This window comes from Mycobacterium sp. E183 (genome assembly GCF_001667735.1).
Taxonomy (GTDB): Bacteria; Actinomycetota; Actinomycetes; order Mycobacteriales; family Mycobacteriaceae; genus Mycobacterium.
Genome location: NZ_LZJN01000172.1, coordinates 12,944 through 26,973 on the forward strand (window position 1 = coordinate 12,944; position 14,030 = coordinate 26,973).

18 protein-coding genes are annotated in these 14,030 nt (G+C 66.9%); 13 read left to right on the plus strand and 5 right to left on the minus strand.

Annotated features, from left to right (window positions below; genetic code table 11):
* Positions 1 to 9: 9 nt before the first annotated feature.
* Entirely contained in the window at positions 10 to 408 is a 399-nt protein-coding gene (locus A5691_RS20630) for a hypothetical protein (protein ID WP_067750056.1), read from the minus strand.
* A gap of 211 nt (positions 409 to 619) precedes the next feature.
* Here A5691_RS20630 and A5691_RS20635 point away from each other — a divergent pair, with 211 nt between their 5' ends.
* The 3 genes from A5691_RS20635 to A5691_RS20645 are packed head-to-tail and all read left to right on the plus strand — an operon-like array spanning position 620 to position 3,490.
* The gene (locus A5691_RS20635) at positions 620 to 1,903 is read left to right on the plus strand and encodes a cytochrome P450 (RefSeq protein WP_068015326.1); all 1,284 of its coding nucleotides are present in this window, start codon (positions 620 to 622) and stop codon (positions 1,901 to 1,903) included.
* A 10-nt stretch (positions 1,904 to 1,913) separates the two neighbouring features.
* On the plus strand, positions 1,914 to 2,927 hold the full coding sequence (locus A5691_RS20640) for an alcohol dehydrogenase catalytic domain-containing protein (protein ID WP_068015328.1): 1,014 nt from the start codon (positions 1,914 to 1,916) through the stop codon (positions 2,925 to 2,927).
* A gap of 14 nt (positions 2,928 to 2,941) precedes the next feature.
* Positions 2,942 to 3,490: a YceI family protein gene (locus tag A5691_RS20645; protein WP_068015330.1), complete on the plus strand. Its 549-nt coding sequence runs from the start codon at positions 2,942 to 2,944 to the stop codon at positions 3,488 to 3,490.
* 11 nt (positions 3,491 to 3,501) lie between these two features.
* Here A5691_RS20645 and A5691_RS20650 read toward each other — a convergent pair whose 3' ends face one another.
* Positions 3,502 to 4,608, minus strand: coding sequence for a hypothetical protein (locus A5691_RS20650; protein WP_067750048.1), 1,107 nt, complete (start codon positions 4,606 to 4,608; stop codon positions 3,502 to 3,504).
* 600 nt (positions 4,609 to 5,208) lie between these two features.
* On the opposite strand from A5691_RS20650, the gene A5691_RS20655 reads away from it, so the two are divergent.
* Positions 5,209 to 6,195 (plus strand): esterase family protein, encoded by a 987-nt coding sequence (locus tag A5691_RS20655; protein WP_067750046.1) that lies wholly within the window; start codon positions 5,209 to 5,211, stop codon positions 6,193 to 6,195.
* A gap of 73 nt (positions 6,196 to 6,268) precedes the next feature.
* Here the strand turns inward: A5691_RS20655 and A5691_RS20660 are convergent, their stop codons facing one another.
* On the minus strand, positions 6,269 to 6,886 hold the full coding sequence (locus tag A5691_RS20660) for a hypothetical protein (RefSeq protein WP_197498852.1): 618 nt from the start codon (positions 6,884 to 6,886) through the stop codon (positions 6,269 to 6,271).
* A gap of 44 nt (positions 6,887 to 6,930) precedes the next feature.
* Here A5691_RS20660 and A5691_RS20665 point away from each other — a divergent pair, with 44 nt between their 5' ends.
* The 6 genes from A5691_RS20665 (at position 6,931) to A5691_RS20690 (ending at position 11,226) form a co-directional block, all read left to right on the plus strand.
* The gene (locus tag A5691_RS20665; protein ID WP_067778422.1) at positions 6,931 to 7,512 is read left to right on the plus strand and encodes a chorismate mutase; all 582 of its coding nucleotides are present in this window, start codon (positions 6,931 to 6,933) and stop codon (positions 7,510 to 7,512) included.
* 132 nt (positions 7,513 to 7,644) lie between these two features.
* Positions 7,645 to 8,055, plus strand: a complete 411-nt coding sequence (rpfC, locus tag A5691_RS20670; RefSeq protein ID WP_197498608.1) for a resuscitation-promoting factor RpfC — start codon at positions 7,645 to 7,647, stop codon at positions 8,053 to 8,055.
* A gap of 38 nt (positions 8,056 to 8,093) precedes the next feature.
* A complete protein-coding gene (locus A5691_RS20675; RefSeq protein ID WP_197498853.1) occupies positions 8,094 to 8,567 on the plus strand; it encodes an SRPBCC family protein in 474 nt (157 codons plus the stop codon).
* A gap of 6 nt (positions 8,568 to 8,573) precedes the next feature.
* Positions 8,574 to 9,407 carry an SDR family oxidoreductase gene (locus tag A5691_RS20680; RefSeq protein ID WP_067778412.1) on the plus strand — a complete coding sequence of 278 codons (834 nt, stop codon included), beginning with the start codon at positions 8,574 to 8,576 and terminating at the stop codon, positions 9,405 to 9,407.
* A 13-nt stretch (positions 9,408 to 9,420) separates the two neighbouring features.
* Complete coding sequence (locus A5691_RS20685; RefSeq protein WP_067750038.1) at positions 9,421 to 9,840, plus strand: lipoprotein LpqH; 420 nt, start codon at positions 9,421 to 9,423, stop codon at positions 9,838 to 9,840.
* Positions 9,841 to 9,894: 54 nt separating this feature from the next.
* A complete protein-coding gene (locus tag A5691_RS20690) occupies positions 9,895 to 11,226 on the plus strand; it encodes a cytochrome P450 (protein ID WP_067750036.1) in 1,332 nt (443 codons plus the stop codon).
* Here the strand turns inward: A5691_RS20690 and A5691_RS20695 are convergent.
* A complete protein-coding gene (locus A5691_RS20695; RefSeq protein WP_067750035.1) occupies positions 11,223 to 11,555 on the minus strand; it encodes a hypothetical protein in 333 nt (110 codons plus the stop codon). The genes A5691_RS20690 and A5691_RS20695 overlap by 4 nt on opposite strands.
* Before the next feature lie 73 nt (positions 11,556 to 11,628).
* Here A5691_RS20695 and A5691_RS20700 point away from each other — a divergent pair, with 73 nt between their 5' ends.
* The 3 genes from A5691_RS20700 to A5691_RS20710 all read left to right on the plus strand — a co-directional run bounded on the left by A5691_RS20700 (position 11,629) and on the right by A5691_RS20710 (position 13,685).
* Positions 11,629 to 12,072: a nuclear transport factor 2 family protein gene (locus tag A5691_RS20700; protein ID WP_067750034.1), complete on the plus strand. Its 444-nt coding sequence runs from the start codon at positions 11,629 to 11,631 to the stop codon at positions 12,070 to 12,072.
* A gap of 365 nt (positions 12,073 to 12,437) precedes the next feature.
* Complete coding sequence (locus tag A5691_RS20705) at positions 12,438 to 12,662, plus strand: hypothetical protein (RefSeq protein ID WP_156669957.1); 225 nt, start codon at positions 12,438 to 12,440, stop codon at positions 12,660 to 12,662.
* Between the two features lie 33 nt (positions 12,663 to 12,695).
* Positions 12,696 to 13,685 (plus strand): DMT family transporter, encoded by a 990-nt coding sequence (locus A5691_RS20710; protein WP_068015334.1) that lies wholly within the window; start codon positions 12,696 to 12,698, stop codon positions 13,683 to 13,685.
* A gap of 93 nt (positions 13,686 to 13,778) precedes the next feature.
* On the opposite strand, the gene A5691_RS29010 is transcribed toward A5691_RS20710, so the two are convergent.
* Entirely contained in the window at positions 13,779 to 14,027 is a 249-nt protein-coding gene (locus A5691_RS29010) for a DUF3761 domain-containing protein (RefSeq protein WP_082950430.1), read from the minus strand.
* Positions 14,028 to 14,030 lie beyond the last annotated feature (3 nt).

Genomic DNA, 14,030 nt, shown 5'->3' on the forward strand with positions numbered 1-14,030 from the left:
CTCAGCCGCTCATCCGGCCGGAGGGAAGAATCCCGCCCCGGTGAACCAGCCCTCTTGCCAACCCTGCGCCCCCAGGCACAGCATCGGCAGCCCGCGATCCGACTGCGCCGCCGCCTGCGGTCCAGGGCACTTCGCGCCGGCCTGCTGCACCCCGTACAGGGGGTAGGAGATGACCCAATACCCGGTGGTGGCCGCGGGGAACTGGTTCGGCGGGGGGAAGTGGCACGCCTCGGCCTGGCCGCTGGGGCCCCGACCGAAGATGAAGCGCTCGTAGTTGTCGCACGGCGCGCCCAACGAGGCCTGATAGTTCATGCCTGGCACGTCGCCGTCGTACCCGGCTGCGGCGCTCGGCGCCATGCCGATCGCGATGCCCGCTATCGAAGCGGCGCTGAGCAGTTCCCGAATCATGTTCCACCCCGCCTGTCGTCGCCGGTGACCTGCACCAAAGCATATCCATCGAGACGCGGGCCACAAGACCGTATCGGCCAAGCGGCCCGAGAACGAGGAACACGTTTCAATTTGTGCCCGGCGATCTTGTGTCAACGCTTCCCAACCGTGGTGCGGCAATGGTTTATTTGCACAAAGACGACTAGACCACTTCGTCATCGAGGAGCGGGCAATGCCAACCGTCGAGCCAACCGCCAAGCCGGTCCCCAATCTTCCTCCCGGATTCGACTTCACCGACCCGGACATCCACGCCGAGCGGTTGCCGGTGGAGGAACTGGCCGAACTGCGGCGGACCGCGTCGATCTGGTGGAACGAACAACCGATCGGGGCCGGCGGATTCGACGACGGCGGCTTCTGGGTGGTGTCCAAGCACAAGGACGTCAAAGAGGTCTCGCTACGCAGCGACGTCTTCTCCAGCCTGAAAAACACCGCGCTGCCGCGCTACAAGGACGGAACGGTCGGCGAACAAGTCGAACGCGGCAAGTTCGTCCTGCTCAACATGGATGCGCCGCAACACACTCGGCTGCGCAAGATCATCTCGCGGGCGTTCACCCCCCGGGCCATCGAGCGCCTGCGCGACGACCTCGCCGAGCGGGCGCGGCGCATCGTCGCGGAAGCGGCGGCGGAGGGGCGCGGTGACTTCGTCGAGCAGGTCTCGTGCGAGTTGCCGTTGCAGGCGATTGCCGGGTTGATGGGTGTGCCGCAGGAAGACCGCAAGAAGCTCTTCCACTGGTCCAACGAGATGGTCGGCGACCAGGATCCGGAGTTCGCCAGCAACGACGCCATCACCGCGTCCGTCGAACTCATCATGTACGGCATGCAGATGGCCGCCGACCGGACGGCGAATCCCGGCGAAGACCTCGTCACCAAGTTGGTCCAGGCGGACATCGACGGCCACAAGCTCTCCGACGACGAGTTCGGCTTCTTCGTCATCCTGCTGGCCGTGGCCGGCAACGAAACAACCCGCAACTCCATCACCCAGGGCATGATGGCCTTCACCGACTTCCCCGATCAGTGGGAGCTGTTCAAGAGGGAGCGCCCCGCCACCGCGGCCGACGAGATCGTCCGGTGGGCCACCCCGGTGACGTCATTCCAGCGCACCGCGCTCGAGGACTACGAACTGTCCGGCGTGCAGATCAAGAAGGGCCAGCGGGTGGTGATGGTCTACCGCTCAGCCAATTTCGACGAGGACGTCTTCGACGACCCGTTCACCTTCAACATCCTGCGCGACCCGAACCCGCACGTGGGTTTCGGCGGGACCGGCGCGCATTACTGCATCGGCGCGAACCTGGCGCGCATGACCATCGACCTGATGTTCAACGCCATCGCCGACGGCATCCCGAACCTGGAATCGATCGGGAAGCCCGAACGGCTCCGATCCGGCTGGCTCAACGGGATCAAGCACTGGCAGGTCGACTACCACACCGACGGCGCGAAATCCCCTGCCGCCCAGTAGCCTCAACTGCATGGCAACCCATCGAGCAGTTCACGTAGCGTCGGCCGGGGCACCGTTGGAACTGGTCGATGTCGAAACCAAGCCACCGGGACGCGGTGAGGCGCGGATAACCGTGACCGCGTGCGGAATCTGCGGCACGGACGCACACTTTGTCGCCGGTGGCTTCCCCGGCATGACGTGGCCGTTGACGCCCGGGCACGAAATCGCCGGGACGATAGCCGAACTCGGTGCGGGTGTGGACGGTTTCGCCGTCGGCGATCGTGTCGCGGTCGGGTGGTTCGGCGGGTGCTGCTACCACTGCGATGAATGCCGGAAAGGCCACTTCATCCATTGCGAGAACGGGAAGGTCCCCAGCTACCAATATCCAGGCGGGTACGCGGAATCGGTGACCGTCCCGGGGAGCGCGCTCGCTCGCACACCGGAAGGGCTTTCCGACGCGGAAGCCGCGCCGATGGGATGCGCCGGTGTGACCACCTATAACGCGCTGCGCCATACGAAGGCGGTGCCGGGCGACCGGGTCGCCATCCTCGGTGTCGGCGGGCTCGGGCACCTCGGGGTGCAGTTCGCCCGGGCGATGGGCTTCGAGACCATCGCCATCGCTCGCGGCACCGGCAAGGAGGGGGACGCCCGGAAGTTGGGCGCCCACCACTATATTGACTCCACCGCCACCGATCCCGCGGAGGCGCTGAAGGCCTTGGGTGGGGCCGCGGTCGTGCTGGCGACCGCGGGCAACTCGCCGGCGATGGCCGCGACCGTCGGCGGGATATCGCCGCAGGGCGAGCTCGTCACCATTGGCGTCACGCCGGAACCGTTGCCGATCAGTCCCGTCCAGCTCATCACACCCGGGATCAGCATCGTCGGGCATCCCTCGGGCACGGCGAAAGATGTTGAAGACACAATGCATTTCGCCGTGCTGTCCGGGGTGCGGGCCTGGGTCGAGGAACTGCCGCTGTCGCAGGCCGCCGAGGGCTACGCGGCGTTGGAGCAGGGACGCGCGCATTACCGCACGGTCCTGACGATGTGATCGCACATCGGCCCATGACCGACGAATGGCGACTGGACGCGTCCGACGGCGAACTACTGCTTGCCACGGGAGTCCGGGGCCGCGCCGCCCGGATGGGGCACCGGCTCACGATCGCGATGACCCGCTGGCACGCCACCGTGAGCTGGGCCGGTTCCGAGCCGGCCGCGGTCGAGCTCGTGGTCGAAACCGACTCGCTTGAGGTGCTGCGCGGCGAGGGCGGTGTCAAGGGATTGTCCGCGCCCGAGAAGGCCTTGGTGCGGTCCAACGCCCTGAAGTCGTTGGATGCCAGCCGGTTTCCCGAGATCCGTTTCGTCGCACGGGCGGTCGACAAGACCGGCGATGGATACCGGCTCAGCGGCGAACTCACCGTGCGGGGGAAGACGCGGGACCACGTAATCGAGCTGCGGACAGAGGACCTCGGGGACGCGTGGCGCATGTCCACCGAGTCCACGGTCCGGCAGACGGACTACGGCGTCAAGCCGTACTCACTGCTGATGGGTTCGCTCCAGGTCGCCGACGACGTTGCGTTGTCCTTCACCGCGACGCACGCGAAGGACGCCTGAGCGGTTCGACGTCAGGGCTGCGGCAGCGCGGGCGCCTGTGGCGCCGAGTCGCCCGTCGGCTCACCGGCGTCGGCCGGTATGTGCTCGAGAACCCTTGTCAGGTAGGGCTGCCGGGTACCGGGTTCGGACTGCTGCACCTCTGGGGCGGCGGGTTCGGTAATCGGTTCACCGGCGGGCACCTTCGCCTGCGGGGTCAGCGGCGCTACGACCGGGGGCGGCGCCACGGCTTCGGCGATTTGTGGTGTGGGCGGCTGCACCGCGTGCCGTGGGCCAGGCTTGCTGGCCGGGGCCAACTGAATACCCACGGCGAGCGATAACGAAGAGACGAACGTGACCACACCGGCGGCCAGGGTGGTGACGGCGCCGGCGTATGAAAGCTTGCGCGGCGGTGCGGGCGGTGCGGCGGGCGCACTGTCCTGCATCACCAACTGCTCGTCGGTGAACTCGGTGCTGCGGGCGGCGGTCAGCGCCGCGCCCCGTGCGATGGTCACCTGCGCCATCGTTTGCACGAAAACCGGTACCGGCAGCGTCTTTTCGAGTTGCCAGGAGAAACCGTCGACGTCGCTCTGCGCGCCGACGACGACGACCCCGCCCGGCTGCCAGCCATTGCGGTCGAACATGCCGCTCAGCCAGCGGGTCAGGCCGTCGAAGCCGCCGCCCACCTGCTTGGTGGCCGTCCGTGTCTCCCCGTCGTGAGTGTCGACCATGGCAACGGTCGTCCCCTCACGTTCGAGCAGGCAGACGGCGGTCTGCTCGTAGCCGATGACCGGCGCGATGGCCTGGGCCAGTGTTTCGACCGCGTCGAGCGCACGGACCGGCACGACGTTGTCGAGGCCGGCGTCGGTAAGCGCTTCCAGCAGCAGTGCCGCCTGGGCGGACGCTTCGTCGTTCCAGGTAACCCCGATGACGCGCAGCCGGCGATCGCTGGCAGCCGCCTGCGCTTCCACCCGCAATACCTCGTCGGCTACTTGCTCTGCGGTACTGAGGGCGCGGACGCCGCGGCCTGGGACCAGCGCCATCTCCCGGTGGTCCAGGATGGTGCCGTCCGCGCCGTGTCCCTCAGCGAGGACCCACCCAATGGCGGTCGGCGTCACTGATAGCCCAAGTACCGTGTCCAAAACTTATGCCCCAATCGGTCCCGGACCTCCGACACCCTCACCGCACCGCGCGCACCAGTAATTCCCCTGGTGAGGTGGTTCGTGAGAGCCGGAACGGACCGAGAAAATGTGGTCTCCATCGGCTTGCTCCGTGAGAGCCTACGCGGTCGGCGCAAGTCCGGCTGCCCCGGTTCGGCTTCGCCCCCGGGCGACAACCGCCGCCCGCGGACGGGACGCGCCGGTGAGCGAGCGGCCCGCGGCGCCGCGAAACCGTCGCATGTTTCCGCCGTGATAAAGCTCTTGCGCACCGAATCGGCCTTTTCCGCGGCGGTTAGCCGTCGCGGGGCGGGCGCCCGTCACGGCGGGACCGAGAATGGGCCTTTGTGCCATTGAGTAAAACCCGGGCCCAGCCACCGCTGCCAGGCGTTTTGGACCGGTCCCCGGTGGTGCCGGGTGGCGAACCGGCCGGCCGGTAGGGCTGCCGTGCCCTAATCCGGGCCGCGAAATTGCCGGAAGAAAAGCGATACCAAATCGAGACGACACCGCGTCCCGATCGACATTCGGCCTATTCACCCGGTAAATTCCTGCTGAGACCGCCATCACATACGACAAGGGGCAGGTATGACAGAACTGAGCGAGAAGGTCCGGGCCTGGGGGCGCCGGCTATTAGTCGGTGCGGCAGCGGCAGCGGCCCTGCCGGGCCTGGTCGGTCTTGCCGGCGGCGCGCCGACCGCGGGCGCGTTTTCGCGCCCGGGTCTGCCCGTCGAGTATCTACAGGTGCCGTCCGCCTCGATGGGCCGCAACATCAAGGTCCAGTTCCAGAGCGGCGGAAGCGGCTCCCCGGCGGTGTACCTCCTCGACGGGTTACGCGCTCAGGACGACTACAACGGCTGGGACATCAACACGCCCGCGTTCGAGTGGTACTACAAGTCGGGTCTCTCGATCGTCATGCCGGTCGGCGGGCAATCCAGCTTCTACACCGACTGGTACCGCCCCGCGTGCGGAAAGGCCGGCTGCTCGACCTACAAGTGGGAAACGTTCCTGACCAGCGAACTGCCCGGGTACCTGTCGTCCGAGAAGGGTGTCAAGCCGAACGGCAGCGCCGCGGTCGGGATCTCGATGGCGGGTGCTTCCGCGATGAACCTGGCGAATTACCACCCGGCCCAGTTCGTCTATGCCGGGTCGCTGTCTGGCTACCTCAGCCCGTCCACGGGGCAGGGCTGGATAGGTTTGGCGATGGGCGACGCCGGCGGCTATAAGAAGGAAGACATGTGGGGGCCTGACAACGACCCCGCGTGGCAGCGTAACGACCCCTTGGTCAACGTCAACCTGCTTGTCGAACACAACACCCGGCTCTGGGTGTACTGCGGCAACGGGACTCCGAACGAACTGGGCGGTGCCAATTTGCCGGCCACGTTCCTCGAGAGCAACTTCATGATCGGCGTCAATAAGAAGTTCCAAGACGCCTACAACGCGGCCGGCGGCCACAACGCCGTGTTCAACTTCCCGCCCTATGGAACCCACAGCTGGGAGTACTGGGGCGCCCAGCTCAACGCCATGAAGGGCGACCTGCAGAGCAGCCTGGGCGCCACCCCCGGCGGCGGATAACCTCAGCTGTACCGAGCTCACCGCTGCGCCCGACGACGACGCCGTCGGGCGCAGCGGTGCGTTTCCCGCCCGATCAGCTCGGCCTGGCGAACTCGCCGGTGATATCGGTCCAGGCGGTCGCGTCCGCGCGGTGATCGGTCATGTTCCGGCATTCGCCGTAGACGCGCAGCACGCCCACATTGGGCTCGTCGTCGTGGCGGTAAACGATCACCGTGACGGCGTCCTTGGTAAACGTCGTGGCGAAGGCGTGATTGTTGGGCGGCAGGCCCTCGGTCCAGCCGTGGTCGGTCAGCGTTGCGGCGATTCGGGCGAAGTACATGTCGGCCCGCGGCGCGGCGGGCACCGAGAACGTCAGGTAGACCGCGCCTTGGTACGGCGGGTCGTCGCGGTTCTTGCACGACATCAGCGAGTAGCCGGCCGACGCCGTCCGCAAGGCCGCCGCGGCCACGACGTTCCGAGCCGATTGGACAACCTGAGTCCTCGACTGATCGTCACTCACCGGGCTGGCGGGATGGTCGAGGGCGTCGGCGGGCGTGGAATGCAGGCGGTCGATCATCAGGATCGCAGCGCCCAATAACAACGAAAGCGCCAGCGCAACCGCAATCAGCGCACGAATCTGCTTCGAACGCAACGACTTTCCGCGCTTCCCGCCAACGCGCTGCGGGCCGCGCCTGCCCATGATCGACGACATCAGCACTTCAGGCTAACTCCGAAGTGCCCCGCTGCCGCAGAATCATGGTCATGACCTGCCGCCGCATCAGCCTGACCGCGCGCTGCGGCGGCTTCGTCGGCGCGCTGGCCGTGTTCGTCGCATCGCCGGCGGCGGCGGACGACGCGGACGCGCTCACCGAGTTGGTCGACGCCGCCGCGCAGCGGTTGCAGATCGCCGAACCGGTGGCCGCGGTCAAGTGGCAAACCCACGGGCCTATCGAAGACCCCGACCGCATCCAGCAAGAACTCGCGAAATTGGCAACCCAGGCCTCGGCCCGGCAAGTCGACCCCGACTACGTCACCAAGGTCTTCGGCGACCAGATCAACGCCACCGAGGGCATCGAATACCGCCGGTTCGCGGACTGGAAGCTCGATCCCGCGGGCGCACCGACCCAGTCGGCGGACCTGGCGGCATCCCGGTCGGCGATCGACGACCTCAACCAAACCATGCTGAACCAGATAGTGGCCGACTGGGACCTCCTGCATTCGGCCGCCTGCCCCGCGCAGCTCGACCTCGCCAGGGACGGCGTCGTCCGCACGCGCCGGCTCGACGCCATCTACCAACGGGCGCTGGCGTTAGCAACCCGGTCATATTGCCAGCAATAATTTATTTTTTCCTCAACGGTTTCTAACACTTTCTTCCCGTGCCGCAATAAGGCCATTTCCGCAGCTGGAAGGCATATCTCGCACCATTTTCGAATAGGTAACGCTTTGGCCACAGAGGCCGAAATCCATCACATGAAAATTCTCTGCAAGCCTCTCGTCAAGTCCCTGGCGGTCGGCGGGTTCGTTGCAGCGTCGATAGCTTCGTCCACCGGTATCGCCACCTCCGCCCCCACCCCCAACTGGGACGCGGTCGCCCAGTGCGAGTCCGGCGGTAACTGGCACGCCAACACCGGCAACGGTGAGTACGGCGGACTTCAATTCAAGCCGGCCACCTGGGCCGCGTACGGCGGTGTCGGCAACCCGGCGGCCGCCACCAGGGAGCAGCAAATCGCCGTGGCCAACCGGGTTTTCGCCGACCAGGGCGTGGAAGCGTGGCCGAAGTGCGGCGCGCAATCGGGCCTGCCGATCGGTTGGTACTCGCACCCCGCGCAGGGCATCAAGGAGATCATCAACGGGCTGATCCAGGCGGCGGCTCCGCACTGACGATCAACCACCGTCGCGGTCTATGACCGAGCGGGAAGCTGTGTTTGGATCAGCGCATGGAAGGTTCGGCCACTGTTCATATGGCGGCGTCCGCGGACAAGATCTGGGATCTCATCGCGAACGTTCGCAATATCGGACGGTTCTCCCCGGAAGTGTTCGAAGCCGAGTGGCTGGGTGACGCAAGTGGCCCGGCCCTCGGCGCCAAATTCCGCGGCCACGTCAGGCGCAACGAGATCGGACCGGTGTATTGGACGACCTGCGAAGTCACCGCGTGCGAACCCGGCCGCGAATTCGGTTTCGCGGTGCTGCTCGGTGATCGGGCGGTCAACAACTGGCACTACCGGTTGGCGCCCAGCGGCGGCGGCACGGACGTGACCGAGTCGTTCCGGCTCAACCCCGCCCCCTGGCTCGGCCTCTACTGGCTGTTCGGTGGCTTTCTGCGCAAGCGCCGCAACGTCCGCGACATGACCAAGACGCTGAACCGCATCAAAGATGTGGTCGAGACGGGCTGACGCGCAGTGAAATCGGTCTTCATCACCGGCGCGGGCAGCGGCATGGGCCGCGAGGGCGCAAAGCTCTTCCACGCCAAGGGCTGGCGGGTCGGTGCCGTGGACCGCAACGAGGACGGCTTGGCCACGCTGCGCGACGAACTGGGCGGCGACCGGCTGTGGACGCGCCGCGTCGACGTCACGGACAAGGCGGCCCTGGAGGGTGCCCTAGCCGACTTCTGCGCCGGCAACACCGGCGGCGGGCTCGACATGATGTGGAACAACGCCGGCATCGGCGAATCCGGCTGGTTCGAGGACGTGCCCTACGAGGCCGCCATGCGCGTCGTCGACATCAACTACAAGGCCGTGCTGACCGGCGCCTACGCGTCGTTGCCATATTTGAAGGAGACGCCGGGCAGCCTGATGTTTTCGACGTCGTCCTCGTCCGCGACCTACGGGATGCCGCGCCTCGCGGTCTATTCGTCGACCAAGCACGCGGTCAAGGGCCTGACCGAGGCGCTCAGCGTCGAGTGGCAGCGACACGGCGTCCGCGTCGCCGACGTGCTGCCCGGTCTGATCGACACCGCCATCCTGACCACGACGACTAATCACTCCAACGACCGCCGCGCGCCGATGACGGCGGAGGAGCTGCGCGCCACCGCGCCCAAGAAGGGCATGCTCCGATTGATGCCGGCGAGCAGCGTCGCGGAAACCGCGTGGCAGGCTTACCACCACCCGAAGCGGTTGCATTGGTACGTGCCCAAGAGCATTCGGCTGATCGACTTCTTCAAGGGTCTGAGTCCGGAGTTCGTGCGACGCAGCATCGTCAAGTCCCTGCCCAGGATGATGCCGGATCGGCAGTGAAGGAGGTGAACCGGTGCGAAACCGGTTACTCGCGGTTGTCGTCCTCGTGATCGCCGGTTTCGGCCTCGCGGGGTGCGGTCAGGCCCAGACCACGCCGCGGAAAGCGGCCCGCCTGACCATCGACGGCGCCACGCACAGCACGCGGCCGCCGTCGTGCAGCCAGAACCAGCAGTACCGCACCATCGACATCAAGGACCGCGACGGCGCCGTCGAGGCCGTGGTGCTCACCAGTGGTTACCGGGTGATGCCCCAGTGGGTGAAGATCCGCAACGTCGACGGGTTCACCGGCAGCTTCTGGGAAGGCGGGGTGGGCGACGCGCACGCCGAGGTCACCAACGACGCGTACACGATCACCGGCAGCGCCTACGGCATCAACAGCAGCAACCCGAACAAGGTCATCACGACCGACTTCAAGATCATCGCCGAGTGCTGACCCGGTCAGGGATTCGGGCCTAGGCTCGGAAGACATCGATCGTTGGAGGGGGCGGTGAAGGAACGACTGCACTGGTTGGCGATGCACGGTTTCATCCGGGGCGTCGCGACGCTCGGGGTCCGGCGGGGAGACCTGCACGCCCGGCTGATCGCCGATCCGACGGTGGCCGCCAATCCGGTGGCCTATTACGACGAACTGCGGGCCGCGGGCCCATTGGTCAAGGGCCGCGTCAGCTACCTGACGGCCGATCATGCGCTCGCCCACGAGCTGCTGCGTTCCGACGACTTCCGCGTGGTGATGTTCGGCGCGAATCTGCCGGGGCCGTTGCGATGGTTGGAGGGCCGCACCCGCGACGACCTGCTGCATCCGCTTCGCGCGCCGTCGCTGCTCGCCGTCGAGCCGCCGGACCACACCCGGTATCGCAAGACGGTGTCGGCGGTGTTCACTCCCCGGGCGGTCGCCGCGCTGCGGGACCGCGTGGAGCAGACCGCCACCGAGCTGTTGAACCGGCTGGCCGCCGAGTCCGGCGCCTCCCAGGTCGTCGACATCGTGGGGCGGTTCTGTTCGCAGCTGCCGGTCGCGATCATCAGCGACATCCTCGGCGTACCCGAGCCGGACCGGCGGCGGGTGCTGGAGTTCGGTGAGCTCGCCGCGCCGAGTCTCGACATCGGGCTGACGTGGCAGCAGTACCGCAGTGTGCAGCGAGGGCTGGCCGGCTTCAGCTCCTGGCTCGACGAGCATCTGAGCCGGCTGCGGCGCGCCCCGAGCGACAATCTGATGAGCCAGCTGATTCAGATAGCCGAAAGCGGCTCTGCCGAGACATATTTGGACTCCAACGAGCTGCAGGCGATCGCCGGGCTGGTGTTGGCGGCCGGATTCGAGACCACGGTCAACCTGCTGGGCAACGGGATCCGCATGCTGCTGGACGCGCCCGACCGCCTCGACACCCTGCGGCGCCGCCCCGAGCTGTGGCCCAACGCCGTCGAGGAGATCCTGCGGCTGGAGTCGCCGGTGCAGCTGACCGCACGGGTGGCATTGGGCGACGTCGAGCTGGCGGGCCAGCGGCTCCGGCGCGGCGACCTGGTGCTCGTCTATCTGGCCGCCGCCAACCGCGACCCGTCCGTCTTCGCGGATCCGCACCGCTTCGACATCGAACGATCCAACGCCGGAAGGCATCTCGCGTTCTCCGGGGGCCGGCACTTCTGCCTGGGCGCCGCGCTGGCGCGCGCCGAAGGAGAAGTGGGGCTGCGCACGTTCTTCGACCGGTTCCCCGAGGCGCGCGGGGCGGGCGCGGGCAGCCGGCGCGACACGCGGGTACTGCGGGGCTGGTCGTCGCTGCCGGTGGCGCTGGGACCGGCGCGGTCCATGGCTCGCGTCGACGGCTAGGGATCCGCGCGCCAACGAAAAGTCAGGCGCGCCAAGATGACCGCCGCCGGCAGGGCGCCGGCACCGAAAATGGCCAATTGCCAGGCCCACCCGGTCGCCTTGCTGGCCAGCCCTTCGCTGTGCGTGACCTCGTCACCGGCCGGCGTTCTGGCCAGGCAGCCGCGGCTCTTCGCCCACCAGTCGTCGTGCACCAGCCGGTAGCCGTTGCCGGCTACCCACTCCCGGCAATCCTGGCTGACGGCCCAGAACCCGTACGCGATCGCTGCGCAGCTCCCGGCCAGCAGCGCGCCGACGGCTACCGCGATCAGGAGCTTCGCTCGCCCGCTCACGGATTCATCCTCTACGAACGGTGTTGACACTCGTCCGGCAACCGAGTTTATTGGCGCTATGACAGACGTATCTATGATCTCGGTCGAGGATGTCGTATTCGGGCTATGGCAGGCGCTCTCGCGGCGGGACTGGGAGGCGGTCAAGACGTTCCTGTCCGATGACTGCCTTTACGTCGACATGCCGGTGCCCGCGTTGTCGGCGCGCGGACCCGAAGACATCGTCAAGCGGCTGAAGATGGGCCTCGAGCCGCTGGCCGCTTACGAGAATCACGACGGCGTGCTGGTGTCCAACGGTTCCGACGTGCTGTACGAGCACTCCGAGACGTGGACGTTCACCACGGGTGAGCAAGGCGTGCTGAGATTCGTGACCGTGCACAAGGTCGCCGACGGCAAGATCACCGTGTGGAAAGACTATTGGGACATGAACTCCTTGGTGGCCTTCGCTCCCCCGAACCACTTCGAGAACCTCGCGACGGCCGACACCAGCTGGGTCTTCGACGCGACAAGCTTGGTCTAGCCGACTCGTCCACTCATTTCTCTCCTGGTGTGAGCGCACAAGCGCTCCCCCTCAACTGACCAAGCGGAATGTTCCGGGCTGGGTAGCCAGACTGAGAAACGCTTCGGCGCGCCCAACCACGTTGTCGCCGTGGCAGGTTGGGCAACCCGCGTTCGAGTACTCGAGACGAGTGACTGCGGCGCCGAACATCAGATTTTCGGGCGTGGTCCTCTGACGACTTCAGGGCTCGCGCGACAACCGACACTGGTTGCACTCGATCACGCGAATGCTTGCCAAATGGATAGGAAACCCTATCCCTAGGGGCAACCCAAATCTGGCTTCCCGGTCATTCCGCAAGCGGTGCTTCGTCGGTGACCATTTCCTTCATGACTCGAACGCAAGTCAACGAGGAGAGTGCCATGGCCGGCAGTGACATCCACCCGTCGCCTGCCGTCGACCAGCAGAAGCCTCTCCGGTCGGCGCTCTCCAAAAGCTTCCGGGCCGCCTTCATCGTGGCGGTGACTGGGGGCACCCTGGCGGGCACCGGATTGGTCCTGTGGCTGTTGAAAGCGCTCGCGACGAGCAGGTACGGCGTCTACTTCGGGGTCTAGCCCGAAGCGATCTCGGAACCTTGAGGAGGTCCCATGTTGAAGTCGGAGATCGCCGTCGTGCTCGCCCTGTGCGCCGCGCTGGCATCCGCGATCGGCGCGGTGAGCCGTCAACGGTCCGCGCACGAGGTCACCGACGGGCCAGTCGGCCACTGGGAGTTGTTCCGCATGTCGTTGCGCGACGCCCGGTGGTGGCTCGGCGGCGGTGGAGCCGTTGCCAACTACAGCCTGCAAGCCGCCGCGCTAGCTGTCGGGTCGGTGATGTTGGTGACGGCGCTACAGGTGACGGCGCTGCTATTTGCCCTGCCGGTCAATGCGCGGCTGACCCGTCAGCGGGTGACCCGCCGTCAGTGGATGTGGGCGATGGTGCTCGCCGTCGCTTTGGCGGTGGCCGTCACGGTTGGCGACCCGAAGGCCGGGCAGACGCAGGGGTCGCTGACAACCTGGACTGTGGTGGCCCTGGTGTTGGGTCCGCTACTGGTGCTCTGTGTCCTGGGTGCGCGCATTTGGCCCGGTCCCCGCGCGGCTGTACTGCTGGCGGTGGTGGCCGGTTCGTCGCTGGCCCTGTTCGCGGTGCTGACCAAAGCCGTCGCAGCGGCGGCCGGACACGGTTTCGGGGCGCTGCTGTGCGCGCCGGAATTCTATGTCTGGATACTGGCGGCGTTGGCAGGGATGATCTTTCAGCAGTCTTCGTTTCGCGCTGGTGCGCTGACCGCCTCGATGCCGTCGGTGACCGTGGCCAAACCAGCGGTGGCATCGGTTCTGGGCATCGTGGTGCTCGGCGAGACCCTCAACGCCGATGGCGTGGGCATGATCGTCCTGGCGGCGGCGGCGATAGCGGTGATTGTCGCGATAGTGGCTCTAGCCCGCGGCGAGGCCCATCCGGACGCGCTCAGTAACGTGCGAAACGCGGAGACCTCTGATCGGCCTACGGTGCTCGAGACGCTCACGCGGCCGCGCGTAGCGTCGGGTCCGCGGTGCCATCGACACCTATGCCCGGCCGGCTCGGCGATCTCGGTCGCCTAGCTAATTCCTCTGCACTGCAACGTGTTCGGCGATACCGGCCCGAACCGCCGGGATGGTCACCCCTCGTACGTCGACCATCCCGGCGCCGGACCGCTATAAGTACTGCTGTACTCCCCCGTGTCCGTGGCACGTGCCGCCCGAATGCGGATGCTGGCTGAACGACCAGCTGCCGTCCGCGCATTGCGCGGTGGCGCCGGGTGGCTGCGACGGGCCCTGCTGCGGATAGGGCACGCAGTCGCCGGAACTGGCGATATAACAACCGGGCGACGAGTTGGCCGGTGCTGCCATACCACCGGCGGCGGCCGCGATGGCCGCTGCGACAAGAGTTGCTCGGAGCAACATCCC

Coding starts and splice junctions, on each gene's coding strand:
- A5691_RS20630 (WP_067750056.1), bottom strand. CDS start 408: ATGATTCGGGAACTGCTCAGCGCCGCTTCGATAGCGGGCATCGCGATC.
- A5691_RS20635 (WP_068015326.1), top strand. CDS start 620: ATGCCAACCGTCGAGCCAACCGCCAAGCCGGTCCCCAATCTTCCTCCC.
- A5691_RS20640 (WP_068015328.1), top strand. CDS start 1,914: ATGGCAACCCATCGAGCAGTTCACGTAGCGTCGGCCGGGGCACCGTTG.
- A5691_RS20645 (WP_068015330.1), top strand. CDS start 2,942: ATGACCGACGAATGGCGACTGGACGCGTCCGACGGCGAACTACTGCTT.
- A5691_RS20655 (WP_067750046.1), top strand. CDS start 5,209: ATGACAGAACTGAGCGAGAAGGTCCGGGCCTGGGGGCGCCGGCTATTA.
- A5691_RS20660 (WP_197498852.1), bottom strand. CDS start 6,886: ATGTCGTCGATCATGGGCAGGCGCGGCCCGCAGCGCGTTGGCGGGAAG.
- A5691_RS20665 (WP_067778422.1), top strand. CDS start 6,931: ATGGTCATGACCTGCCGCCGCATCAGCCTGACCGCGCGCTGCGGCGGC.
- rpfC (WP_197498608.1), top strand. CDS start 7,645: ATGAAAATTCTCTGCAAGCCTCTCGTCAAGTCCCTGGCGGTCGGCGGG.
- A5691_RS20700 (WP_067750034.1), top strand. CDS start 11,629: ATGATCTCGGTCGAGGATGTCGTATTCGGGCTATGGCAGGCGCTCTCG.
- A5691_RS20705 (WP_156669957.1), top strand. CDS start 12,438: ATGACTCGAACGCAAGTCAACGAGGAGAGTGCCATGGCCGGCAGTGAC.
- A5691_RS20710 (WP_068015334.1), top strand. CDS start 12,696: ATGTTGAAGTCGGAGATCGCCGTCGTGCTCGCCCTGTGCGCCGCGCTG.
- A5691_RS29010 (WP_082950430.1), bottom strand. CDS start 14,027: ATGTTGCTCCGAGCAACTCTTGTCGCAGCGGCCATCGCGGCCGCCGCC.